The 23520-nt window shown below is 60.7% G+C and carries 18 protein-coding genes; 12 read left to right on the forward strand and 6 right to left on the reverse strand.

The window, feature by feature from the left end; all coding sequences use genetic code 11:
- Positions 1-628, forward strand: a 628-nt coding sequence (locus tag AC6FTP_RS08865) for a hypothetical protein (RefSeq protein ID WP_497206554.1), incomplete at its 5' end; no start/stop codon positions are given.
- Between the two features lie 25 nt (positions 629-653).
- Here AC6FTP_RS08865 and AC6FTP_RS08870 read toward each other — a convergent pair.
- Together AC6FTP_RS08870 and AC6FTP_RS08875 are read right to left on the reverse strand one after the other, a co-directional pair.
- Complete coding sequence (locus AC6FTP_RS08870) at positions 654-1745, reverse strand: acyltransferase family protein (RefSeq protein ID WP_497206555.1); 1092 nt, start codon at positions 1743-1745, stop codon at positions 654-656.
- Between the two features lie 51 nt (positions 1746-1796).
- Entirely contained in the window at positions 1797-2756 is a 960-nt protein-coding gene (locus AC6FTP_RS08875) for a threonine dehydratase (RefSeq protein WP_497206556.1), read from the reverse strand.
- Between the two features lie 139 nt (positions 2757-2895).
- Here AC6FTP_RS08875 and AC6FTP_RS08880 point away from each other — a divergent pair, with 139 nt between their 5' ends.
- The 5 genes from AC6FTP_RS08880 to AC6FTP_RS08900 all read left to right on the forward strand — a co-directional run bounded on the left by AC6FTP_RS08880 (position 2896) and on the right by AC6FTP_RS08900 (position 7387).
- Positions 2896-4344 (forward strand): Gfo/Idh/MocA family protein, encoded by a 1449-nt coding sequence (locus AC6FTP_RS08880; RefSeq protein ID WP_497206557.1) that lies wholly within the window; start codon positions 2896-2898, stop codon positions 4342-4344.
- Positions 4345-4385: 41 nt separating this feature from the next.
- A complete protein-coding gene (locus tag AC6FTP_RS08885) occupies positions 4386-4799 on the forward strand; it encodes a J domain-containing protein (RefSeq protein ID WP_497206558.1) in 414 nt (137 codons plus the stop codon).
- A gap of 106 nt (positions 4800-4905) precedes the next feature.
- The gene (locus AC6FTP_RS08890) at positions 4906-5709 is read left to right on the forward strand and encodes an SDR family NAD(P)-dependent oxidoreductase (RefSeq protein ID WP_497206559.1); all 804 of its coding nucleotides are present in this window, start codon (positions 4906-4908) and stop codon (positions 5707-5709) included.
- Positions 5706-6611 carry an ROK family protein gene (locus AC6FTP_RS08895; protein WP_497206560.1) on the forward strand — a complete coding sequence of 302 codons (906 nt, stop codon included), beginning with the start codon at positions 5706-5708 and terminating at the stop codon, positions 6609-6611. The genes AC6FTP_RS08890 and AC6FTP_RS08895 overlap by 4 nt, the downstream gene beginning before the upstream one ends.
- Positions 6608-7387: a sugar isomerase domain-containing protein gene (locus AC6FTP_RS08900; protein ID WP_497206561.1), complete on the forward strand. Its 780-nt coding sequence runs from the start codon at positions 6608-6610 to the stop codon at positions 7385-7387. Before AC6FTP_RS08895 ends, AC6FTP_RS08900 begins: the two co-directional genes overlap by 4 nt.
- 64 nt (positions 7388-7451) lie before the next feature.
- Here the strand turns inward: AC6FTP_RS08900 and AC6FTP_RS08905 are convergent, their stop codons facing one another.
- Entirely contained in the window at positions 7452-8801 is a 1350-nt protein-coding gene (locus tag AC6FTP_RS08905; RefSeq protein ID WP_497206562.1) for a Gfo/Idh/MocA family protein, read from the reverse strand.
- Positions 8802-8964: 163 nt separating this feature from the next.
- Between AC6FTP_RS08905 and AC6FTP_RS08910 the strand changes: the two genes are divergently transcribed.
- The 3 genes from AC6FTP_RS08910 to AC6FTP_RS08920 are packed head-to-tail and all read left to right on the forward strand — an operon-like array spanning position 8965 to position 11564.
- Positions 8965-9594 (forward strand): N-acetylmuramoyl-L-alanine amidase family protein, encoded by a 630-nt coding sequence (locus AC6FTP_RS08910; RefSeq protein ID WP_497206563.1) that lies wholly within the window; start codon positions 8965-8967, stop codon positions 9592-9594.
- Between the two features lie 11 nt (positions 9595-9605).
- Entirely contained in the window at positions 9606-11078 is a 1473-nt protein-coding gene (locus tag AC6FTP_RS08915; protein WP_497206564.1) for an NAD(P)H-hydrate dehydratase, read from the forward strand.
- A 27-nt stretch (positions 11079-11105) separates the two neighbouring features.
- Positions 11106-11564 carry an acyl-CoA thioesterase gene (locus AC6FTP_RS08920; protein WP_497206565.1) on the forward strand — a complete coding sequence of 153 codons (459 nt, stop codon included), beginning with the start codon at positions 11106-11108 and terminating at the stop codon, positions 11562-11564.
- Between the two features lie 2 nt (positions 11565-11566).
- On the opposite strand, the gene AC6FTP_RS08925 is transcribed toward AC6FTP_RS08920, so the two are convergent.
- Both AC6FTP_RS08925 and AC6FTP_RS08930 read right to left on the reverse strand, forming a co-directional pair.
- Positions 11567-13663: an alpha/beta hydrolase family protein gene (locus AC6FTP_RS08925; protein WP_497206566.1), complete on the reverse strand. Its 2097-nt coding sequence runs from the start codon at positions 13661-13663 to the stop codon at positions 11567-11569.
- A 126-nt stretch (positions 13664-13789) separates the two neighbouring features.
- Positions 13790-14137: a P-II family nitrogen regulator gene (locus AC6FTP_RS08930; RefSeq protein ID WP_146852899.1), complete on the reverse strand. Its 348-nt coding sequence runs from the start codon at positions 14135-14137 to the stop codon at positions 13790-13792.
- Between the two features lie 199 nt (positions 14138-14336).
- Between AC6FTP_RS08930 and AC6FTP_RS08935 the strand changes: the two genes are divergently transcribed.
- Both AC6FTP_RS08935 and AC6FTP_RS08940 read left to right on the forward strand, forming a co-directional pair.
- Complete coding sequence (locus tag AC6FTP_RS08935) at positions 14337-15221, forward strand: hypothetical protein (protein ID WP_497206567.1); 885 nt, start codon at positions 14337-14339, stop codon at positions 15219-15221.
- Positions 15222-15246: 25 nt separating this feature from the next.
- A complete protein-coding gene (locus AC6FTP_RS08940) occupies positions 15247-16131 on the forward strand; it encodes a UbiA family prenyltransferase (RefSeq protein WP_497206568.1) in 885 nt (294 codons plus the stop codon).
- Between the two features lie 2 nt (positions 16132-16133).
- Here AC6FTP_RS08940 and gcvP read toward each other — a convergent pair whose 3' ends face one another.
- Positions 16134-18965, reverse strand: coding sequence for an aminomethyl-transferring glycine dehydrogenase (gene gcvP, locus AC6FTP_RS08945; RefSeq protein WP_497206569.1), 2832 nt, complete (start codon positions 18963-18965; stop codon positions 16134-16136).
- Between the two features lie 283 nt (positions 18966-19248).
- On the opposite strand from gcvP, the gene AC6FTP_RS08950 reads away from it, so the two are divergent.
- On the forward strand, positions 19249-23484 hold the full coding sequence (locus AC6FTP_RS08950) for a reprolysin-like metallopeptidase (RefSeq protein WP_497206570.1): 4236 nt from the start codon (positions 19249-19251) through the stop codon (positions 23482-23484).
- Positions 23485-23520: the final 36 nt, after the last annotated feature.

Below are 23520 nucleotides of genomic sequence, written 5' to 3' on the forward strand. Positions count from 1 at the left end.
TTCTGCTTCCAGTTCATCACACTCCTCCACTTCCGAATTCCTCAAAGTCCCTGGCTTTCCCGGTCTCTATCGCAATTCCAAGAGCGGCATTTACTTGGGCGTTAAGAAGGTCCAGGGCAAGCGTAAAGAGCGCTCCCTCAAGACCACCGACCGGAAGATCGCCGAACGCCGCTTCAAAGCCTGGATCGAGGACCTGGGGCGGGTGGACAAGGAGGTGGAGAAGACTACTCTTGAAGACCTGTTCGCCCGGCTTCTTGCGGTCAGCGCGGGTAAGTCTCCCAACTCCATTGATATAATCGAAGGCATCAGAGACGAATTCCTTGGCTGGTGGCCTTATGGCAGCAAATTCCAAGTGCGCAATGTCCGTCCCTCGCATCTTGAAGAGTGGCTAGCTCTCCTCGGCAATCGTGTCCGCAACAGCAGCTATCGTATTTTATCTAGCCATCAACTTGGTGAGCATGCTTTCAGCTTTCTCAAAGCATGGAGTATTCACGGTTCTAGTCATCACCGTTCCTGCCCTGGCCTTGATGCTCTGGCTCTTCCACCGCTTCACCTTCGGCCTCCCCAGCCGCCGCTACTACGGCATGGTGCGCGAAGAATCGCCAGCTACCGATGCGCAGAGCGTTGAAACCTGATCTGCGCTAAACGCAGCTTCACACTTTGATGAAGATCCCGCGCTTCCACAGCCAGCGCGCCACTGTCAGCATCAGGGCAAAGGTCACGCAGGCGGGCACCCAGGCCCATTCCATGCCGGGATGACCGACGAGGCGTTCAGAGATCGTTCGGAAGAAGCCCAGGCCGCTGCACACATACAGCGTGATCGGATTCGCGCCGACCCACACAAACGGCGTCGTCCACCTCTGCCAGCCGCACACATCGACGATCAAGTAAAACACCCCCAGCAGCACCGCGCTCCAGCCGCCTGCCACCAGCACAAAGCTCGATGACCAGATCTTCTTGATGATCGGGAAGAAGGGATGCCAGCCCCAGCCCAGCGCGATCATCACGACACCTGCGCCGATGAGCCCGAGCACCTTCCTCGATGCCGCCGCGCCGCTCGTGATCCACTTTCCCGCCAGCAGCCCCAGCAGCGCCGTGGCGATGGCTGGCAGCGTACTCAGCACCCCTTCGGGATCGTGATCTCCATCATACTTGCGCCCCGGCAGCCAGATCGAGTCAAGGTAGTTCGTCAGATTCCGCCCTTCGGCAAAGTCTCCTGCGCCAATCCCCGGCACTGGCACCAGCCCCAGCAGCAGGCAATAACCGCCGAGCAGGGTGATGACCGTGATCAGCAGTCCCCGCCATCCCAGCCAAAGCGAGATCATCCCCGCCGCCGCCGAGGCAATGCCGATGCGCTGCAGCACACCCAGCCAGCGAATCTTCTCCCAGCCATCCTTCAGCCCACCGGAGAAGAACACTCCCAACGCCACAAGGATCAGCGCCCTCCCGATCAAATGCCGAACTGCCCCCGCATGACCTTCGCGCTGCAACCGACGTGGCAGAGCAATCGCCATCGACACACCCGCGATGAACAGAAACAGGGGGAAGATCAGGTCATAAAAGCGGAACCCATCCCACGCAGCGTGCTCAAGCTGCGTCGTCACCACGCCCGTGATGGCCGACTCCGATGCGAACTGCTTCTGCAGTGCCGTCACGACTCCGCCCATCCCAAGAATCCAGCACATGTCAAAGCCGCGCAGGGCATCGAGTGAAACGAGACGTTGGGAGGAATGAGGTTGTGACATGAGGAACAAAAAGACGCTTCATCTGCCGTCATTCTCACGAGTTCCTTTTCATCAAGCCAGCGCCCGCGCGATCATCGCGATGCTCGCATTCCCACCGGTGAGCACGCAGGCCACGCGTTTGCCCTGCCATTGATCCCGCTGCTTCTTCAGCGCCGCATACGCCAGCGCTCCCGCGCCTTCGGCGATGTTGTGTGTAGACTGGATAATCTCCCGCATGGCGGTGATGGCTTCTTCATCGTTCACCGTCACGATCTCATGCGCATGACGCATCACGTGCTCCAGCGCCTCCGCGTTCGGCGTCTTGCATGCCACACCTTCCGCCACACGCGTCGTGCTCGGCTGCTCCACGAACTGCCGTTGTTGAAACGACAGCGCATAGGCCGGAGCATGCTCGGACACGACGCCGATGATCTTCGTCTTCAAACCCAGCGCCTCACGAGCGGCCGCGATACCGCAAAAGCCCGACCCAAGACCGATGGGCACAAACACAGCGTCCAAGTCCGCCACGGAGCGGAACATCTCCAGGCCGTAAGTCGCCACACCACGGACCAACCAAGGATGAAACGACGGCACGGCATGAAGCCCCTCCTTCACCGCTAGCTCGCGCGAGTATTCCAAGGCCTCCTGAAACTCGCTCCCATGCTCCACCAGCTCTGCGCCGAGCGAACGCATCGCCGCATTCTTCTCCGGGTTGTTTCCATGCGGCACCACGATAACCGCCCGCAGGCCATTGAGCCTCGCCGCAAAGGCGATGGACTGCCCGTGATTCCCCGTCGTCGCCGCGATGACTCCACGCGCCTCCGGCTGCTGCCGTTTCAGCTCGTCCATATACACCAACCCACCACGGATCTTGAAAGCACCCACGGGCGTGTGGTTCTCATGCTTCAGCCACAGCTCGCAGCCCAGCCCTGCTTCCAGCAGCGGCCAGCGATAGGTCGGCGTCTCGCGGATGTGTGGACGAATGAGCGCCTTGGCGGCTTCGATTTCGCTGAGGGTCGGAAGTGGCTCCATGCAGCAGCGCCGTAAAACGAGTTTCCAACTCGTCAACTGGTGTGTCGAGTTTCCAACTCGACCCTTGGCGAGTTCCAAACTCGCCCAACCAGCTTACGAGATGAAATCTCGTTCTACACCCGGCGTATTCCATGCCGCCATGAACACGTCCACCACTACCCGCCGCAGCTTCCTCGCCTCCTCTTTTGCCGCTGCCACCTCGCCCGCCTGGGCAGCACACCTCGGGGCAAACAGCGATGTGCGCGTCGCCGTCATTGGCTTTCGAGGTCGTGGGGGCGGTCATATCAAGGAGCTGATGAAGGTGCCCGGCGTGCGTCTTGTCGCGCTCTGCGATGTCGATTCCGCCGTCGTGGACAAAAAAGTCGCCGAACTGGAAAAGCTGGGCGTCAAAGTGAAGACCTACCGCGACTTCCGCGAGTGCTGTGCGGACAAGGACATCGACGCTGTCACCATCGCCACGCCGAATCACAGCCATGTCTTGATCGCGCTCACCGCCCTCCAGCACGGCAAGCATGTCTATGTCGAAAAACCCGTCAGCCATAACCTCATCGAAAGCGCCAAGCTCATGGCTGCCGCGACGAAGGCTTATGCCAAGGGCATCATCGTCCAGCACGGCATGCAGCGCCGGTCCGACGAAGGTTGGGCCAGCGCCATGCAGTGGGTCAAAGAAGGTCACATCGGCAAGGCGAAGCTCTCCCATGCCCTCGTTCACGGACTGCGCCTGAGCATTGATAAAGTGGATGGCCCGCAGCAACCGCCCGCCACCGTCGATTACAAGCTCTGGTCCGCACCACGCCCCGAGATGCCCATCATGCGGAAGCAGTTCCACTACGACTGGCACTGGCAGTGGCCGTATGGCGGCGGCGACATCGGTAATCAGGGACCGCATCAATACGACGTGGCCCGCTGGGCACTCGGAGATCCCGACACGCTGCCAAAGCGCGTCATGAGCTTCGGTAATCGCTGGGGTTACAAAGATGATGGCCAGAGCGCAAACTGCCAGATTGCCTTTCATCCGTATGAGCCCGTGCCGCTCATCATGGACAAGTTCGGCCTGCCCATGCGCAACCTCGACGCCAAAACCGGCGAGCCGCCTTACAAAGGCCTGCGCACCGGCAACATCATCCACTGCGAAGGCGGCTACGTCGCCGAATCGAAGGCCTATGACCACGAGGGCAAGGCCATCATGAAGTTTGAGAACTTCCTCACTGGCCCCGACCATATGAAGAACTTCATTGATTCCGTCCGCGCCGGTAAATACACCAAAGCCGTGCTCCACATCCGCCACGGACACGCTGCCGCTTGTTTGTCCCACCTCGCCAACGTCTCCTATCGACTCGGCAAGGCGATGAAGCCCAACGAGGTCAAAGAACGTCTCGAAGGCGACAAGTTCGGCCAGGAGCTTTACACCGAGTTCCTCAAGAACCTCGCCAACAACGGCATCGACACCACAGCGGAGCAAATCATCGCAGGCCCCTGGCTCGACTTCGATCCAGCGACCAACCAGTTCACCGGTGAGTTCGCCGCCGAGGCGAACAAGCTCTGCCAGGAGGAGTATGCGGCGGGATTCGAGTTGCCAGAGGTCTGAGCGGGAGCGAAAACTCGCCGCCGCCAACTGGCTTTTGAAGCATGAGGACACATTACGAGGATCTGTACGTGACCGAGGACGCACCTGATGAGGTGATTCGCGCAGCGTATCGATCCCTCTCCCTCAAGCATCATCCCGACACATCGGGCGACCGCCCTCAGTCCAAGTGGAAGATGCAGCGCATCAATGATGCCTATGCCGTGCTGGCCGACACCAGCAAACGTGCCGACTACGACGCCATGCTCCGGCGGCAGAGAAATCCCGGGCCAGTCCCGGCACCAGTTCCTGCACGCACGGTGCGAGCATCCCGACGGCTCCGGCCTCGTGCTCAGCGGAACATTCAGCACACGCCCTCGTGGTTGCGCGTCGGGCTCGGCTGGCTCTCCGATGCACGGCTGGCGCTCCCCCTGGTCGCGATCCTCTGGCTGGTGGTCTTGTGGATGGTGAGGAGATAATGGGGCTTGGCATGGCCGCACTCTCCATGTCCCATCCCGCCCCATGAATTGTCATCCGCAGTTTGGCATTGTGGTCGGGGGCGGGTTTGACTAGATCAGGTCACGAATGAGCGCGCGATACGATGTCGAAGGAATGGTGGTGGTCGTCATGGGCGGTACCACCGGGCTAGGCCTGTCCGCAGCTCGTGCGCTGGTGGAAAATGGCGCACGCGTCGTGGTGTCGAGCCGTTCAGAAACGAATGTGCAGGCAGCGCTAGCGCAGCTCGGTGCCAATGCGCGAGGCTTTGCGGGTGATGCTTCTTTGTCGGAAACTTCGGAGCGGGCGGTGGCGCTGGCGGTGGAGGCATTTGGCAGGCTGGATGCGCTTTACCATGTGGCTGGCGGTAGTGGTCGCGCAAAGGGCGACGGTCCGCTGCACGAGATGACCGATGAAGGCCTGCGCTACACGCTGGACCTGAATTTGAGTTCCATCATGCTTTCGAATCGCGCGGCGGTGCGGCAGTTCATCAGGCAGGGAGGTGGTGGCTGCATTTTGAACATGGGCAGCGTGCTCGGTTGGTCGCCTTCGCCGGAGTTCTTTGCCAGTCATGCCTATGCGGCGGCGAAGGCGGGCATCCTCGGCTTCAGCAAGTCCATCGCCAGCTACTACGCGCCGCAAAACATCCGCGTGAATGTCATCGCCCCTGCGCTGGTGGAGACGCCGATGTCTCAGCGTGCGGTGGGCAATGAATCGATCATGGACTTCGTGGCCGCAAAACAGCCGCTTGATGGTGGCCGCGCAGGCGCACCGGAGGATTGCGATGGGGCAGCGCTCTTCCTGCTTTCTCGTGCGGCGAAGTTCATCACCGGGCAGGTGATCGCAGTGGATGGTGGTTGGACTGTGTCGGAAGGGAGAAACAAAGCATCATGAGTTTGGCGATAGGCATCGATCTCGGCGGCACGAACATCAAAGCAGCGCTCATTGATGGCACTTCAGGCCAACTGGTAACGAGCATCTCGAAGCCTACGCTGGATGGCGAGTTTGTGGGTCATGAGCCGCGCTTCGCACACACGGTGCGGGAGATCGTGCATGAGCTGGAAGCCAAAGCTGGTGGCGAAAAGCTGCGCGTCGGACTGTCCGCGCCGGGTTTGGCGAACCCGAACGGGCGCTGCATCGACTGGATGCCGGGGCGGATGCATGGGCTGGAGAAGTTTGACTGGCCCAGCTTTCTCGAACGCGAGGTGCAGGTGCTCAATGACGCGCACGCGGCCTTGCTCGGCGAGGTATGGATCGGTGCGGCGAAGGGCTGCCAGGATGTCTTTATGATCACGCTCGGCACGGGAGTCGGGGGCGCTGTGCTCTGCGGCGGACGGTTGCTCAAAGGTCACATTGGTCGTGGTGGGCATCTCGGGCACATCACTGTCGATGCGAAGGCGCCGAAGGACATTTTTAACACACCCGGCAGTCTGGAATCCTACCTCGGCAACAAGACGCTTCAGGAGCGCGGGGCTGGCATGTATGCCAACACGCATGTGCTCGTGGCTGCCGCCGCTTCCGGTGATGTGGAGGCACAAGCACTGTGGCTCGAATCTGTGCGCTACCTGGCCGTCGGCATTGTTTCGCTCATTAATGTCCTCGATCCCGAACTCGTCATCCTCGGCGGCGGCATTGCCTCCGGTGCAGGGGATCAGCTCATGCTGCCGCTGCAAACCTGCCTCGACGAGTTTGAATGGGCTCCGGGCGGGCATCGCGTTCGACTCGCTCTCGCTTCGGCGGGAGAATGGGCGGGAGCTTATGGCTGCGTTCATCAACTTAACATTTCACCTTCATGACTCCTGCTGAAACCTACCTCGCCAAATCTGCGAACCTCATCGACTGCGTCCGCGCGCAGCTTCCGCTCATTTCACAAACAGCGGATCTCTTTTCCAAGACCATCCTCGCTGGGCAAATGGTGCATGTCTTTGGTTCGGGCCACAGCCGCATCCTCGTGGAGGAGATGTGGCCGCGTTATGGCTCATTCCCTGGGTTCAATCCCATCGTCGAGCTGTCTCTGACCTTCCATAACCTCGTCGTCGGCGCGAATGGACAGCGTCAGGCTATGTTCCTGGAGAACGTGAGCGGTCTCGCAGCGCGCATTTTGCGGAACTTTGATCTGAAGGCAGGTGATAGCGCGCTCGTGGTGTCTTCCAGCGGCTGCAATGTGGTGCCGGTGGAGATGGCGGAGGAGTTTCAGCGTCGTGGTGTGAAGGTGGTGGCCATCATTTCCAAGGTCCACGCCGATGCCAGCAAGACACGGCATCCCGGTGGCAAGAAGCTCCAGGACTTTGCCGACATCGTGCTGGATACCGGTGCGCCAGTCGGAGACGCGATGGTGAAGATTGAAGGCCTCGAGACGCCTGTCGCCCCTGGCAGCACGGTGGGTGGATGCCTGCTCGTGAATGCTATCAAAGCCGAAGTGGCTGACCGTCTCGTGAAAGCAGGTCAGCCACCCAAGGTACTTACAGCGGGAGTCGTTGTCGGAGCCGAGCGCGCCACGGCACTCTTCGAAGCCGCGTATGACGAGCACGCGCGGCGGATCGCTCCGTATTATGCCGGATTGGGTTTGTAGTTCCGGGCTTTAGCCGGGGATTGGACGCCTAGCTCAAGCACTGGCTGAAGCCCGAACTACGAACTCAGATGGCCCAGCCTTCGCGGTAGGTCTTCGTGAGAAGCTGGTCGGCGGCGGGGTTGTTTTTGAAGGCGAAGGCTTCGGTGTCCCATTCGAGGGTCTTGAGATCAAGCGGGCGACCGGTGCGCTGGTCGATTTCACCGATGGCGAGACGCGTGGCGACATTGCCGAGTTGCACGGTTTCTGAAAGCGGACCGGCGTAGTCGAAGCCATCGCTGGTCTTTTCGCCGCCGAGGCAGGCGTCCACCCAGCGGTGCCAGTGGCTCAGGCCCTGCTCTTTGGGATACTTGAAGCCAGTGAACTTCTCCAAAGGATACATTCGAGGTCCGGCGACATGAGCGAGCACCATGTTTCCTTCCTCACCGATGAAGAGCGAGCCGCTGCGTGGCAGCTCGAGATTGTCAGGCATCCGAGCGAGCTTCCGATCTGGGCGCAGGCCGCCGTCCATCCAGGTCACCTTGAGCGTCTTGCCAGCGGTGAGTTCATTGCCAGGGAAGACATACTCGATGGTTTCGTTCGTGGGCCAGATGTGCTCGTTCACGCCGCTGTTTTCAGCCGTGATGGTGAGCGGGGCTTTGATGCCAAGCGCAGTGAAGACGGGATCAAGAATGTGGCAGCCGAAGTCACCCAGCGCGCCGCCGCCGAAGTCCTGCCAGTCACGCCAGACAAAGGGATGGTAGCACGGTGCATACTCACGCATCGGTGCCACGCCGAGCCAGAGGTCCCAGTTCACATGGGCGGGCACTTTGGCACCTGGCGCGGGAGCGAGTCGTTTGTTGCGCTCGTTGCCGGTGACGGCCACCCAGGAATAGACTTCTTTGATTTTGCCAATCGCGCCTTCCTTGATCAGGCGGGTGCCGAGGCGGTATTCGAGGTTCGAGTGAATCTGATTTCCCATCTGGGTCACGACCTTGGCCTTCGCGGCTTCCAGGCGCATCTGGCGCGCTTCCCAGACGGTGTGTGCGAGCGGCTTCTGGCAATAGACGTGCTTGCCCATGCGCATGGCGTCGATGGCCACCTTTGCGTGCATATGGTCGGGGATGCCGACGTTCACCGCGTCAAACTTGTCGCCCAGCTTGGCGAACATCTCGCGGAAGTCGGCAAAGTGCGCCACGCCGGGATGCTCGGCATCGACCTTGTCGAAGCGGGTGCTGTCGATGTCGCAGAAGCCGACGTATTGCACGTTCGCATGACCACCAATGTTCTTGATGTCGCTGAAAGCCATGCCGTTCGCGCCCACGGACACGACTTGGAGCTTTGAGTTCGGGCTGGCAGACTTCACCACAGCGGGGAAAGCGAGGGCGCTGGCAGCGAGGGAGGAGGACTTGAGGAAGGAGCGGCGGTCGGTGGGCATGGCTCCAGAACTACGCCATGGCGGCAGGTGCCCTGTCAGGACGTCACAAATGAACGCAATGAGAGTTCATCCAAAGGGCTTGCTACATCCGGTCAAAACCGCTAACGCATAGAGTCCAGCATGGCACGGCCTCTGCGTGTCACGCGATTCCCCTTTTCCTGGCATGGTCTGCGCCTCTCTCTTCCCACCAGTATTTCGCCGTTCTCTGAACGTCTGGCTTTCGGCGCTTGTGCTCCTGGCCTCGCCCTTGGTTCAGGCCTTTGACACCGTGGTGCTCGACGCCGGTCATGGCGACTTCGATCGCGGAGCGGCCATCGGCTACGTTTATGAAAAGCACCTCGCGCTGGATACGGCGCGCCGAGTGGAACAGCTTTTGAAAAAGGCTGGCCTCAAGGTGATCATGACCCGCTCGCGCGATGTCTTCATTCCGCTGTCAGGTCGAGCCTCCGCGGGCAACCGCTATGGCAACGCGATCTTCGTGAGCGTTCACTACAACTACAATCGCGGCGGCAGCGGCGCGGGAGTGGAGAGCTATTACTATCACACGAAGGGCTACACGCTCGCGGCCTACATTCAGGCCTATCTCGTGCAGCGCACGAGCATGACGAATCGCGGCGTGAAGCACGCCAGCTTCCACGTTATCCGCGAGACCACGCGTAATCCTTCCGTGCTCATCGAGTGCGGCTTCGTGAGCAACTCGACCGAGCGCGCCCGCATGATGACGGGCGAGTTTCGCAACCGCATCGCCGAGGGCATCGCCCAGGGGATCGTGTCGTATAAAAAAGCGAACTGAGGTTTCCCGCCATGCTCGTGACTTGCCACCAGATGCAGGAGATCGAGCAGCGCGTCTTTGATCGAGGTGTGAGCGCAGCGGATTTGATGGAGCAGGCGGGCATCGGCATCGCCAAAGAGGTGCAGCGATTCTTTCCGCAGCCAGGCACGCTGATCCTTTATCTCGGCAGTGGAAACAATGGTGGTGATGCACTCGTCGCAGCGCGTGAATTGCAAAAGCTCGGCTGGCAGGTGCTGGCGAGATTGAGCGGGCCCATCGAGAAGCTGAAGCCATTGCCGAAAGGCCATCTTGATGCCTTCACGAATCTGCGCGTGCTCGAAGCACCGGCGAAGGTCGATGAACTCGCGCGGCCCATCGTGCAACTCGATGGCTTGCTCGGCATCGGTGCGGTCGGAGAGATGCGGGCTGACATCCGTGCCCTCGCCGCTGAGATGAATGCTCTGCATCAGGAGGCACACGCTTTCACGGTGGCGATGGACATTCCGTCTGGTCTGGACGGTGACACGGGCGAGCCATCACCCGATTGCGTCATCGCGGATCTCACCGTGACGGTGGCCTGTGGCAAAGCTGGGCTCGTGGCAGATGCTGCCACACCCTTCGTTGGGCGGCTTGCAGTCGTGCCGCTGCGTGAACTCAGAGCTGAGGATGATCACAGTCCGCAACTACTCATGCCTGAACTGGTGCGTAGCTTCCTGCCACGGCGGAGCTTTGAGTTTCACAAAGGTCAGGCGGGGCGAGTCGGCATCATCGCGGGATCGCGTGGCTTCATTGGTGCTGCCGTGTTGGCTTGTGGCGGCGCATTGCGTGCCGGGGCTGGGATGGTGACGTTGCTGGTGAAGGAGGAGGTCTATCCACTCCTCGCATCGCTTGTGCCGCCTGAAGTGATGGTGAAGCTGGTGAAGGATTACCGCGAGGTGCTGGAGATGAAGTTTGATGTGCTCGCCATCGGTCCGGGGCTTGGCTTTGAATATGAGGACGAGGTGCTGACCGTGATCCAATACGCCAGCGTTCCCGCCGTAGTGGATGCGGATGCGATCACGATGGTCGCACGCGCGGAGGTGCCTGTGTTTCTCACCTCCACGCCATCGCGACTTTTGACCCCGCATCCCGGTGAAATGGCGCGGCTGGCAGGAGATTGTGATGCCCATCCGCGCATTAGTCAGGCGGAGCTTTGGGCCATGGCGCATCCGGGAAACACGCTGCTGCTGAAAGGCGCACGCACCGTGATCGCGACCGAAGGTCCGCCGACCTATTTTAATACCACAGGCCACCCCGGCATGGCCACGGGCGGCATGGGAGACGTGCTCACCGGCGTGTGCGCCGCGTTTGCCGGACAAGGACTGGATTTGCACCATGCCGCAGGGCTCGGAGCCTGGAGCTGCGGACGTGCGGCGGAGATCGCGGCGCTGAGCATGGGCCAAAACTCCGTGCTGCCCACGGATGTGATCGCGCATCTCGGGCAGGCTTTGCGAGAGCTTGAATGATGGACGGCCCTGCGCCAGACATTCGTCATGCCCTACCGTCACACGCTCACCGACCGCGTCCAGTTCGCCGATACCGACATGGCGGGCATCGTGCATTTCTCGAACTTCTTCCGCTACATGGAGCGCGTGGAGCATGACTTCTTTCGCGCGTTGGGGATGTCGATCTGGGATGGGCACAATGAAGTCACCGATGGCGAGCGCGTGGGCTGGCCGCGGGTTCATGCCTCGTGCGATTACAAGGCTCCACTGCGCTTTGAGGAGGAGTTCACGATGGAGCTGCTCGTCGAAGAAGTGCGGAGGAAGACGATCCGCTACCTGATCCGCTTTTGGAAAAAGGATGGTGAGCTGAGTGCCGAAGGGCGCATCATCGCCGCCTGTGTCCAGCGGGACAAAATGTCCGGCAAAATGAGGGCGGTGGACATCCCGGCGCGGGTCTTCGAGAAGATCGAGGCTGCTCCGGCGGAGTTATTGTCGGTGGCGAAGTGAGATCACTCTGCCGCCATGGGCTTCCTGATCTGCCACTGCTTCTCGGGCAGGCCGAGGAGCTTCACGACTCCGGCGGGATAGGCCCAGGCCTTTTCATCGGCGCTGTAAATGATCACTCGGGTCTTTTCAGCAGCGAGAGCGGCGGCCTGTGGCAGGTCGAGATACTTGAGCACGTTCAGGTAGGCGGGACCGCTGGCGTGGCTGGTGGGAAGTTCGTGCAGATCGAGGCGTGTGATGCCGTCTTCGAAGAGGGAGGCGTAGAGGGCATTGACGGCCATGTCGCGCTGGCCCTGAATCCACAGCGGTTTCTTCTCAAGTCCGGCGATTTGTTTCACAGCCTGCACGGCGCGGCGGATGTCCCAGGCGCGCATGGAGTCGGCGGTCTGGCCGAGGAGGTAGAAGCGGCGGAGACGCTGCGTCTGGGCTTTCTCACTGCCGGTCCATTCGGTGGGGCCAACGCCACGCGGGGCGAGGTATGCCATGCCCCACTTGAAGGTCTCAAACATCTTCTTCTCGCTCTCGAAGGCTTTTTCATCCGGCTTGATGGATGGGAAGACATCGAAGTGCTTGCCGAATCGTGAGTGGTAGGTGCCGATGAAGTGTTCCCAGCCTTCGGCATCAAGCACGTTCAGCGCGACGAGTTCCAGATCTTCCAGCCGCAAACCGGCGCGGTGGGCGATGTGCAGACGCAGCCGGACTCCGGGTTCGGACTCGAAGTCGTAGGCGGTGAACTCGATGCCGTCGCGCTCGCTGCGGCCTTCTTTGTTCGGCTGGATGGCGGCGACTTCCTTTGGCCACCCGGCGAGGACTTTGTCCTTCAGCGCAGTCATCCAGGTTTCCTTTTGCTGATTCCAGTCGCCCTGTGAGCCGGGGACTTCAGGAGCTTTGGCCTGCGCGACGAAGGTCTGGTCGATGGTGGTGTTCTTTTCGTCCTTCGGCAGTTCTTTGAAGACCTGGAGCTGCTCGGGTTCGAGCTGCTTTTTTGCGCCTTCATCCAGCACGGCCATGGGGTCGGCACCTTTGAGATGACGCTCGAACCAGTGGAAAGCGCCGTTGTTCAGCGGCTGGAGATCTTTGTGCGGACCTTCGGCCACTTGCAGGCCGAGTTTGGCATCGGCACCGAGCAGGGAGTAGATGCGGCTGACTTTTTGATGGAGGTCAAAGACGCCGTTGATGGGGAAGATGCTGTCTTTGTCCGTGTTGCAGATGAGCAGGGCGCGCGGTGCCACCAGCGCCACGAGGCGGTCATAGTCCCAGCGGTAGGTGTTCACATAAAACATGCAGTCGCAGTGACCTTCCACGCAGCCATCCACGACATGGTTGCGCATGTTCGTCACGCCAGCCGTGGGTGCGGCGGCCTTGATGCGCTCATCCAGCGCGGCCACCCACCAGGAGTAGGCTCCGCCGCCGCTGCGGCCGGTGACGCCGAAGCGTGTCTTGTCCACCTCGGGGCGTGTTTCGAGATAATCGAGCCCGCGCATCCCCGCCCAGGCTTCGAGTCCGGCTGGCGTGTAGCCGCGTGAATACCACCACCAGCGGCCTTTGCTGTAGGTGCCGTGATGCTCGCCACGGATCTCGCCGAGCTGGACGGTATCGATGATCAGGCAGACGTAGCCGTGACGGGCAAACCAGATGCCGTGGTGATGATAGCCGGTCTTGTTGCCGTAACTCACGCCGTCCTTCACGACATTGGCATGGCCGCAGACATAAAGGATGGCTGGCAGCGGCTTCTCCACCTTCGCGGGCAGGTAGAGATTTGCCGTGACGTAAAGTCCCGGCACGGCCTGGTAGTGCATCTTTTCCACGCGCCAGCCGTCGCCCGCGAGATCGCCAGTCTTCGTGGCTTGGAGCGGCGTGCGCGCTGGCATCGGATCGAGCCCGAGCATCTCGGCGAGCTGGCGGCGATACTCGGGTGCCTTGGCTTTCCAGTCATCGGCACTTTGGATGTGCTTTAGTCCGCCGGTCTGCTCGATCTCATTCACCTGCCGTTCCCAGTAGCTTTGCAGCATTCGGTTCCCTGGCGTGTCGGGTGTCTTTTCTGGATAAGGCGCGGCCTGGAGAGAGGTGACGAGACAGAGAAGAGCAAGTTGTGAGCGCATGGACAGCATACGCCATGACGACGCCCGGCTCTTTCGATGGTCGAGTCCGACCCTGAAAACAACAAACCCGCCGGACTTGCGCCACGGCGGGTGTTGATGGATTTCAGGTCTCGGGGGAGGGGAAAATTAGGAGCCGGAGACGGCGTCGGAACCACGCTCACCAGTGCGGATGCGGACGGCTTCGAGGACATCGCTCACGAAGACCTTGCCGTCACCGATCTTGCCGGTGTTGGCGGCTTTGACGATGGCATCGACGACGGTTTCGCTGCGGGAGTCTTCGACGACGACCTCGATCTTCACTTTGGGAAGGAAGTCCACGGTGTATTCGGAACCGCGGTAGATTTCAGTATGGCCCTTTTGACGGCCGAACCCTTTGACCTCGACGACGGTCATGCCTTCCACTCCCACTTCAGAGAGGGCTTCTTTGACGTCTTCGAGTTTGAAGGGCTTGATGATCGCTTCGACTTTTTTCATGGCTGAGCAATTAGTTGTGTGGTTTGGCGGATTATGCAACGACCAGAGAAGACCAGAGGTGATTTTCCGCAGGTTGATTGCTTCGAGATTTATCCAAAAGCGGGAAGCGTGCCAAGTTTCCTCGCGAAATATTTTCGGCCTATCCCCAGCTACGCAGCGGGGTTGCATTCCAAGCCTGTCTGACCTACGACGGGGGGCCATGCTCCGCCATCTGTTTATCCTTTGTTTTTTGTGCCTCCTCCACCCCGCCGTGCAGGCCCAGGAGGAGGCTCTCTCCCTGCGGCTGCGCTGGCTCCCGGACCATGCCTATGTGCAGGAAACGACCACGGAGACGACCACCGGCCTCACCGCCATCGGCAAGCCGGAGGATCAAAAAATGAAGGTGAAGCAGACGACGGAGATTCGTGTGACCGGTGCTGCCAGCGGCGAAAAGCAGGCGCGAGTGACCTTTGCCGCGCTCAGTGGTGAGGTAATGCTCAACGGGAAGAAGGAACTCTTCGACTCGACGAATCTGGAAAAGGCGAACCCAATGATCCGTGCCTCCGTCGGCCAAAGTGTGGGCAAAACGTTTGTGCTGGCCTACGACGCCGAGGACCGCTTCATCGAGGTGCGTGACTCCAGCGCGATGACTCCGGCGAAGGAGGAGGGGCCTGATTTGGAAAAAATCTCCGAGGCACGGCAGGTGGCGGATCTCTACCGCCGCTCTCTGGAAATGGGGCTGCCGAAGATGCCGGTGAAGACGGGTGACCGCTGGACCTCGCAGGAGACGGTGAACTTTCCCAGCGCAGGCACGGTGAACATCGAGCTGCGGGCCAAACTGGAGGCGCTGGTGGACTATGAAGGCCGTCCTCAGGCCAAGGTATCTTTTGAAGGTGAGATGAAGCGCGCTGACGAGTCCGCCGGATCACGCGCTGTCACCATCGGCGATGGCTCGCGGGTCTTCGGGCAGGTGCTCTTCGATCTGGAACGCGGCACGGTTTCTTTTGGAGCCTTCCGGGCGGACATCCAGCTCGAGATCCAGGGGAAGAAGATCCCCGTCCGTCAGCAGGTGACGACGAAGCTGACGAGTCTGACGAAGGTCTGAAACTAGCCCAAAGCCAATCGCTCCCATGATCCGCGCCTGGCTAGAGCTTGCCCGCATCTCCAACCTGCCCACGGTCTGGACAAACGTGACCGCCGGGTGGCTGCTCGCCGGGGGTGATTTGGGAAATCCGCTGCTGCTTTGGATGCTGGCCGCAGGGGCGCTGCTCTATACGGGCGGAATGATCCTCAATGACGCGGCAGATGTCCGCTTCGACCGCGAGCATCGGCAGGAACGTCCGATCCCGAGTGGTCGCGTGAGTAGGGCGGCGGCTTGGTCGGTGGGATTGGGAATGCTGGCGCTGGGGTGGTATCTCGCGGTGTTTCTCGGCACGGCGAGTTGGGAGATCACGACAGCGCTGGTGGGGTGTATTTTATTTTACGACCTCTACCATAAGCCATGGGCGGGCGCGGTTTGGGTGATGGGGATGTGCCGGGTGCTGCTCTTCTTGATGGCTGTATCCGGTGAGGATCTTTGGCGATTCCATTGGGAACCTGCTTTGGGTTTGGGAGCCTACATCGTGGGTCTGACCATAGTGGCGAGACAGGAATCGAAGAAGTCAGCCAGCTCCAAAGTCAGCCGCTGGTTCTCTATTTGCATCCTTTGGTCTCCGGCCATTTCGGCATTCAGGGAAACTTGGGGAAACAACGCGAAGCGTGTGATGATCCTCGCTGATTTCACCCCGCTCATCCCACTGGTAATCATCGGCGTCTTCGCCCTCTGGGTGCTCTTTGCCATGCGCATCATGCGCCAAGGCGGCCCGGCTATCGGGCGTGCGGTGGGGCTGCTGCTGGCGGGCATCCCGATCGTGGATGCGCTGGCGGTGAGCCAGGTGTCCCTGCCTCTCGCCTTCGGGTTTGTCGCGCTGGCTCCAGTGCTGCGGCTCTGGCAGCGCTGGATCGCGGCGACTTGAACTCAGCTTGCGGCGGCTTCTTCGACGCTTGGGCAGGAGCAGACGAGGTGGCGGTCGCCAAAGACGTTGTCCACACGAGCCACGGGCGGCCAGTATTTGGACTCTTTGACCCAGGGCAGGGGATAGGCGGCGGATTCGCGGGTGTAGGCATGAGGCCAGTCGCTTTTGGTGACGAACTCGGCGGTGTGGGGCGCGCGCTTGAGGGTGTTGTCGGTAGCGTGGAAGCGGCCTTCCTCCACGCCGAGGATCTCGGCGTGGATGCAGGCCATGGCTTCACAGAAGCGGTCGAGCTCGGCCTGACTTTCGCTTTCGGTGGGTTCGACCATGAGGGTGCCGCCGACGGGCCAGCTCATCGTGGGCGCGTGATAGCCGAAGTCCATGAGCCGCTTCGCCACGTCCTCGACGGTGACTTTGCCGAAGTGGCGGAGATCCAGGATGCACTCGTGGGCCACGAAGCCGCTGCGACCTTTGTAAAGCGTGGGGAAGTGGGGGGCGAGCTTCTTGGCGACGTAGTTCGCATTCAGGATGGCGAACTTCGTGGCATCGGCCAGGCGGGGGCCCATCATGGCGATGTACATCCAGGAGATGGTGCAGATGCTGGCGCTGCCCCAGGGGGCGGAGCAGACCGCGCCTTCGGCTTTGTCACTCCAGGTGATGTGGCCGGGCAGGTGCGGCTTTAAATGCGCGCCGACGGCGATGGGGCCGACGCCGGGGCCTCCGCCGCCATGCGGGATGCAGAAGGTTTTGTGCAGGTTGAGATGGCAGACATCGGCCCCGATCTTGCCGGGCGAGGTGAGGCCGACCTGGGCGTTCATGTTTGCGCCATCCATGTAAACCTGACCGCCGTGTTCGTGCGTGAGGCGGCAGATTTCGCTGATGCTTTCCTCAAAGACGCCGTGCGTGCTCGGGTAGGTGACCATTAGCGCAGCGACCTTGCCCGCGTTGGCCTCGAACTTGGCTTTCAGGTCATCGAGCGAGATGTTGCCGTGGTCATCACAAGCGACGGGCACGACCTTGAAGGCGCACATGACGGCGCTGGCGGGATTCGTGCCGTGGGCGCTGGTGGGGATGAGGCAGACATCGCGGTGGGCCTCACCTCGCGAGGCATGGAAGCGCTTGATGGCGAGCAGGCCGGCGTATTCGCCCTGTGATCCGGCATTCGGCTGAAGCGAGACGGCATCGAAGCCGGTGCATTCGGCCAACCAATTTTCCAGCTCGGTAAACATGGCGCGGTAGCCTTCCGACTGATCGGCGGGAGCAAAGGGATGGATCGAATTCACCTCCGGCCAGCTCAGCGGCATCATCTCGGCGGCGGCGTTCAGCTTCATGGTGCAGGAGCCGAGCGGGATCATGCTGCGGTTGAGCGCGATGTCCTTGGACTCCAGGCGATGCAGGTAGCGCATCATCTCGGTCTCGCTGTGATAACGGTTGAAAACGTGATGCGTCAGGTAGGCGGACTCGCGGAAATAGAGGGCGGAGAAGTGGGGTTCCACCGCATCATCGAGTTCGGGCTTCTGGCGTGCTTTCTTGATGCCGAGGGCGGCGGCGAGATTGATGAGTTCTTCCGGCGTGATGCGTTCGTCGAGCGCGATGCTGACGTGGGTGTCATCGACCTTGCGAAGGTTGATGCCAAAGAGCAGCGCAGAGCGGAGCACGTCGTCGGCTTTGTGGACACGCACGGTGAGGGTGTCGAAGTAATCATCGCTGGCGATGTCGAGCCCGGCCCACATGACCTCGCGAGCGAGCCAGACGGCGGCGCCATGCACGCGGAGGGCGATCTTTTTTAAACCTTCGGGGCCATGGTAGGCGGCATACATGCTGGCCATGACGGCGAGCAGGACCTGGGCGGTGCAGATGTTGCTGGTGGCCTTTTCACGGCGGATGTGTTGCTCGCGGGTTTGCAAGGAGAGGCGGCAGGCGGGGCGGCCTTCGGCATCTTTGGAGACGCCGATGAGACGCCCGGGCATGCGGCGCTTCAGGGCGTCCTTCACCGCCATGAAGGCGGCGTGAGGTCCGCCGAACCCGAGCGGCACGCCGAAGCGCTGGCTGTTCCCCACGCAGATGTCTGCGCCGAATTCGCCGGGCGCTTTCAGCAAAGTAAGCGCGAGCAGATCTGCGGCGACGATGAGCAGGGCACCGGCTTCGTGGACCTCCTTTGCGAGGTCGCTGTAGTCATGGATGACGCCGAAGGTGTCGGGATACTGCACGAGCACGGCGGCGAAACCTGCCGTGCCGTCGCGCTTCCAGTTCATTGTATCGCAGATGACGACTTGGGTGCCGAGCGCCTGGAGGCGAGTTTTCACCACGGCGATGGTTTGCGGATGGCAGCGGTCGGAAACGAAGACGCGGGAGGAGCCGCTGACCTGGGCCAGGGCGAGCGCGAGGGCCTCGGCGGCGGCGGTGCCTTCATCGAGCAGCGAGGCGCCGGCGACATCGAGTCCGGTGAGGTCGCAGATCATGGTTTGGAAATTCAGCAGGGCTTCGAGGCGGCCCTGGCTGATCTCTGGCTGGTAGGGCGTGTAGGCGGTGTACCAGCCTGGGTTTTCCAAAATGTTCCGCTGGATGACCGGCGGAGTGAAGGTGTCGTGATAACCGAGGCCGATGAAGCTGCGCAGCACTTTGTTCCGGTCCATGAGCTGGCGCAGCCGACGCAGGGCCTGCTCTTCAGTGAGCGGTGCAGGCAGGCTGAGATTTCCCCGTTGGCGGATGGAATCCGGCACGACTTGGTCGATCAGCGCATCGAGATCTTTCACGCCGAGTGCAGCGAGCATGGCTGATTTTTCAGCATCCGAGGGTCCGATATGACGAGGGGCAAAGGCGGGAGCGGTGGGCATGAGGAAGTGCCGATCAAATCGAGCATTTGCCCCCCGGCAAGCCTTGACCTCAGTCACGGCATTTTGCAGTTCTGAAATAATGCCACTGGGAGTCCCTCTCGTGGCCTCAAGTTCTGGCTTTCCTGCGGAAGTTTGAGCGAAGGAAAAGCTCGTTGAATGGCAAAATCTTCACAGGTTTTTCTGATCAATTGCCTTCCCTTTCAGAACCGACGTCGCTAGTAAAAGACCCTCTTTCCAAAATGGATGCGGAAAGAATCCCTTCCTAAATAGAACCTCTCCGACCATGCGTTCGATCTACAAACTCCTGGCGGTCTTTTTGGCCACGACTGGTCCGATTGTGTGTGCCCAAACCGCAGATGACCTCTGGCAGGATACCCCGGAACCGATGATTCAGGCTCGGCGCAAGTCTGCGGTCTCAGCGCGCACGCTGGAGCCAGTGATGGCCCGTACACTGACGCTGAACGGGAGCGCGCTGAAGAAGTCGATGGCCAGGGTTCCGAAGGAATTTGAATCGCAGGGACTGCCTGAGGCGGAGTTTTTTCTGCCGCTGCCAGATGGCAGGTTTGCCCGGTTCATGATCGAGGAATCTTCGATGATGGAGCCGAAGCTGGCGAAGAAATACCCAGATCTGAAGACCTATGTGGCGAGAGGAATCGATGACCCGAGTCTGACGGCGAGGTTGGACCAGACGCCGCAGGGCTTTCACGCCATCATCTTCACGCCTTCCGGCACGGTTTACATCGACCCCTACTGGCGTGACGACACGACGAGCTATCTTTGCTACCTGCGCGAGCATCGTCCTCTGGACAAGTCACTCAACTGCCTGGTCCAAGCTGGAGATCGTGCGGCGGGGAAGCGCTTCCAGCGGCGTCAGGCGGCTGAAAGACCCACCGGTGCCTCCCTGCGCACCTACCGGCTGGCAGTGTCCTGCACCGGTGAATATGCGACGGCGGCTGGCGGTGGCACGGTGAATGGCGCGCTTGGGGCGATCCTTACGACGGTCAATCGTGTGAGCGCCGTGTTCGAAAGAGATTTGTCGATCCGGCTGAAGCTGGTGAACGGGGAGGATCAGTTGATTTTCCTGAATTCGGTCACCGATGGCTTTACCAACGATGATGGAGGTTTTTTGATCGATGAAAATCAGGCGAAGGTTGATGCCATCATCGGCAATGCAAACTACGACATCGGGCATGTCTTCAGCACGGGGGGCGGTGGGTTGGCTGGCCTCGGTGTCGTGGGCTTGACCGGGCAGAAGGCCCAGGGCGTGACGGGTTCCTCGAATCCCGTGGGTGACCCTTTTGACATCGACTATGTGGCTCATGAGATGGGCCATCAATTCGGTGCAGATCACACCTTCAACTCCACGGCTGGCAGTTGTGGCGGTGGCAATCGGAATGCTTCGACGGCCTATGAGCCTGGCAGCGGCACCTCGATCATGGCCTATGCGGGGATCTGTTCTCCGCAAAATCTAGCCCCTAACAGCGACGATTACTTCCACACCATCAGCTATGATCAGATCGACGATTATACCTCGACGGCACCAGGCAATGTGGGCGTGGCCACCGCTACTGGGAACTCGCCTCCTGTCATCGCGGCGCTGGCCAGCTACACCATCCCCCAGCAGACGCCTTTTGCGCTGACCGCCACAGCCACGGATGCTGATGTGGGGGATGTGCTGACTTACGGGTGGGAGGAGTTTGATCTCGGCGCGGCTCAAGACCCCACGGCGGCTCCGCGTGACAATGGCTCTTCCCCACTCTTCCGCTCCTATGATCCCAGCCCGAGTCCGACGCGGCTTTTCCCATCGCTGACTTACATTCTAAATAACGCCAATGTGCCGCCCGCCACGGTGGGCTCTTTTATCAGTGGCGAGTTTCTACCAACGACCAGCCGCACCATGACCTTCCGGGTGACGGTGCGGGATAGTCACCCCGCTGGCGGCGGCTCGAATTACGCCTCGACGACGGTGACCTCGACGACTGCTGCCGGGCCTTTTGCCCTCACTTCCCAGGGAGCTGCGGCGACGATCGCCGGAGGCACGCTGCAAACGGTGAACTGGTCCGTCGCAGGCACTACCGCGGCTCCGGTGAACTGCGCCGATGTCAAAATTTCCCTGTCCACCGATGGCGGGAATACCTTCCCCATCGTGCTGGCGGAGAGCACCACGAATGACGGAACCGAGGAAGTGACCATTCCAGATCTGGGCCATGTGTCCACCACCCAGGGGAGGATCAAAATCGAGGCTGTGGGGAACATCTTTTTCGACATCTCGGATGCGAATCTAACCATCACCAGCACCAACACAGCTCCGGTGCTGAGCATGGCGGGCAGTGTCACCGTTCAGCGCGGCACGCCCACGCCGACGGTGGCCACCGTCGGCACGGTGACAGATCTGGATACACCGCTCACAGCCACGATCACCAGCGCCCCTGCGGATACGGTGATCACCGCCAGCATTTCGGGTTCGAATATCGTGGTCAGCGCCCGGGCGGAAAGTTCGATTTCCACCACCCTCAGCAGTCGCACTTATCCCGTGACCCTAAAGCTGACTGACAGCGCCGGGTCGATCACTTCGGCCACGTTTAACCTCATCGTCCAGCCGAATCCGGCCCCGACTCTGGGAGACTATGCGGATCAAAATGTTCTCAAAGGCATGAGCGTCACCGCCACACCTTCCAGCGCCCCCACCGATGCCAATGACAATCTCGGAGCCTCTCCAGCCACTGTTTTCCCGGCGACACTGCCAGGCGGAGGCACGCTGAGCATTGATCAAGTGACAGGAGTCGTGACCGCAGCGGCCTTGCCTGCCACTGTGTCTGGTGTTTACACGATCCGAGTGACGGTGCAGGACACTAGCGGAGCTGCGGTGGTGAAAGGATTTAACCTCACGGTGGCAGACTCCAGCCCTGTCATCGTGGCCGGTACGGCCTCGGCTCCCACGGCTGAAAATTGTCTGCCCGCCAATGCTGCTGTCGATCCTGCTGAAACGGTGACCATCCAACTGGGGCTCATGAACCAGGGTGGTGTGGCGAGCACAGATCTCGTCGCTACATTGCTAAATACCGGCGGCGTCACACCCATCACCACGAGTCAGAATTACGGCCAGATCACCTCTGCGGGGAATCAGACACTGCCTTTTACGTTCAGGGCCAGTGGCACTTGTGGCGGAACCATCACGGTGACCCTTCAGCTTCAGGATGGTCTCTTGGATCTGGGAACGGTGAATTATGTGCTGAGACTTGGTGTGTCGCAGAATGCGGGCGGCACTTTGCAGAACTTCGATTCAGTCGCAGCGCCTGCCTTGCCAGCGGGCTGGATAGCAACCGTGGCCTCGGGCACTCCTTCCGCCTGGGCCACCACAACCACGACGGTGGATACTGCGCCGAACTGTGTGTTTGCCACACCGACCACGAGCGTCAGCGACAATCGCCTGGATTCCGCGAGCTTCCCCGTCGTCTCCGCCACGGCCCAGGTGTCGTTCCGGCATCTCTGGAAAACGGAGCCGGACTACGATGGCGGGGTGCTGGAGATTTCCATCGGTGGAGGAGCCTTCACCGATCTCATCACAGCGGGCGGCTCTTTTTCGGCTGGAGGCTACACGGGCTCCATTGATCTTGATTACTCGAATCCGCTCGCGGGGAGGTCAGCATGGACGGGAACTAACACTGCCTACACGACCACGACAGCCAATCTCCCGGCCTCGGCGGCCGGTCAAAATGTGCGTCTCCGCTTCCGTCTCGGCTGCGACACTTCGGTGAGTCCCTCCGGGGCCGTCTGGAGGGTGGACTCGATTTCTCTATCAGACGTGAGTTACGCCTGCTGTGGCGAGGCCCCGATCATCACCAGCCTCATGCCTGCCAGCGCTGCCTTCCAGACCTCATACAGCCACACTTTCACCTCCAGCAGCACACCACCACCCACCTTCAGCCTCACGGCGGGAACTTTGCCCACGGGACTCGAACTCGTGGGTGCGGTCCTCTCAGGCACGCCTACCACGCCGGGGGTTTATCCTGGCATCACCATCACCGCTGCCAACGGCCTGAATCCAAACGCCACCCAGACTTTCAGTTTCACCGTGGCTGACACCTTTGAGCGCTATGTGGCAGCCTTTGGCTTCAGCGTGGCGAATGCTGATCTCACGGCAGACCCGGATCGCGATGGCATCCAAAACATCCTGGAATATGCGCTAAACCTGTCACCCCAGCTTTCCAGCCTGGCAGGCCTGCCCGTCATCGAAAAGAAGGCTTTTGGCGTGCATGACTATCTTTCGATCCGATTCACGCGCCTGACCACCGCCACAGACCTGACCTATGCGGTGCAGTCTTCCCCCGATCTATCCAGTTGGACGATTGTGGCCAGCAGTGTGGGTGGTGCAGTGACGTCGGGAGGCGGATTCATTGGCGAGACAGGTGCACCACCGGCTCTCACCGTCGAGGTGCGTGACACGACCGCCTTCCACGCCGTCACCGCGCCGCGTAGATACATGCGCCTGCTGGTTTTCAAAACAGCGCAGCCATGAGGCATCCTGGCTCGTTTGGTTTTCTCATTCTTTGGG

It is taken from the genome of Prosthecobacter sp. (assembly GCF_044378005.1).
In the GTDB taxonomy this organism is placed as follows: domain Bacteria; phylum Verrucomicrobiota; class Verrucomicrobiia; order Verrucomicrobiales; family Verrucomicrobiaceae; genus Prosthecobacter.

Bases quoted from the DNA above. Each gene is read 5' to 3' on its own strand.
- AC6FTP_RS08910 (WP_497206563.1), top strand. From the start codon at position 8,965: ATGGTCTGCGCCTCTCTCTTCCCACCAGTATTTCGCCGTTCTCTGAAC.
- gcvP (WP_497206569.1), bottom strand. From the start codon at position 18,965: ATGCCCACCGCTCCCGCCTTTGCCCCTCGTCATATCGGACCCTCGGAT.
- AC6FTP_RS08870 (WP_497206555.1), bottom strand. From the start codon at position 1,745: ATGTCACAACCTCATTCCTCCCAACGTCTCGTTTCACTCGATGCCCTG.
- AC6FTP_RS08905 (WP_497206562.1), bottom strand. From the start codon at position 8,801: ATGCCCACCGACCGCCGCTCCTTCCTCAAGTCCTCCTCCCTCGCTGCC.
- AC6FTP_RS08880 (WP_497206557.1), top strand. From the start codon at position 2,896: ATGAACACGTCCACCACTACCCGCCGCAGCTTCCTCGCCTCCTCTTTT.
- AC6FTP_RS08930 (WP_146852899.1), bottom strand. From the start codon at position 14,137: ATGAAAAAAGTCGAAGCGATCATCAAGCCCTTCAAACTCGAAGACGTC.
- AC6FTP_RS08885 (WP_497206558.1), top strand. From the start codon at position 4,386: ATGAGGACACATTACGAGGATCTGTACGTGACCGAGGACGCACCTGAT.
- AC6FTP_RS08895 (WP_497206560.1), top strand. From the start codon at position 5,706: ATGAGTTTGGCGATAGGCATCGATCTCGGCGGCACGAACATCAAAGCA.
- AC6FTP_RS08875 (WP_497206556.1), bottom strand. From the start codon at position 2,756: ATGGAGCCACTTCCGACCCTCAGCGAAATCGAAGCCGCCAAGGCGCTC.
- AC6FTP_RS08935 (WP_497206567.1), top strand. From the start codon at position 14,337: ATGCTCCGCCATCTGTTTATCCTTTGTTTTTTGTGCCTCCTCCACCCC.
- AC6FTP_RS08900 (WP_497206561.1), top strand. From the start codon at position 6,608: ATGACTCCTGCTGAAACCTACCTCGCCAAATCTGCGAACCTCATCGAC.
- AC6FTP_RS08915 (WP_497206564.1), top strand. From the start codon at position 9,606: ATGCTCGTGACTTGCCACCAGATGCAGGAGATCGAGCAGCGCGTCTTT.
- AC6FTP_RS08940 (WP_497206568.1), top strand. From the start codon at position 15,247: ATGATCCGCGCCTGGCTAGAGCTTGCCCGCATCTCCAACCTGCCCACG.
- AC6FTP_RS08925 (WP_497206566.1), bottom strand. From the start codon at position 13,663: ATGCGCTCACAACTTGCTCTTCTCTGTCTCGTCACCTCTCTCCAGGCC.
- AC6FTP_RS08950 (WP_497206570.1), top strand. From the start codon at position 19,249: ATGCGTTCGATCTACAAACTCCTGGCGGTCTTTTTGGCCACGACTGGT.
- AC6FTP_RS08920 (WP_497206565.1), top strand. From the start codon at position 11,106: ATGCCCTACCGTCACACGCTCACCGACCGCGTCCAGTTCGCCGATACC.
- AC6FTP_RS08890 (WP_497206559.1), top strand. From the start codon at position 4,906: ATGAGCGCGCGATACGATGTCGAAGGAATGGTGGTGGTCGTCATGGGC.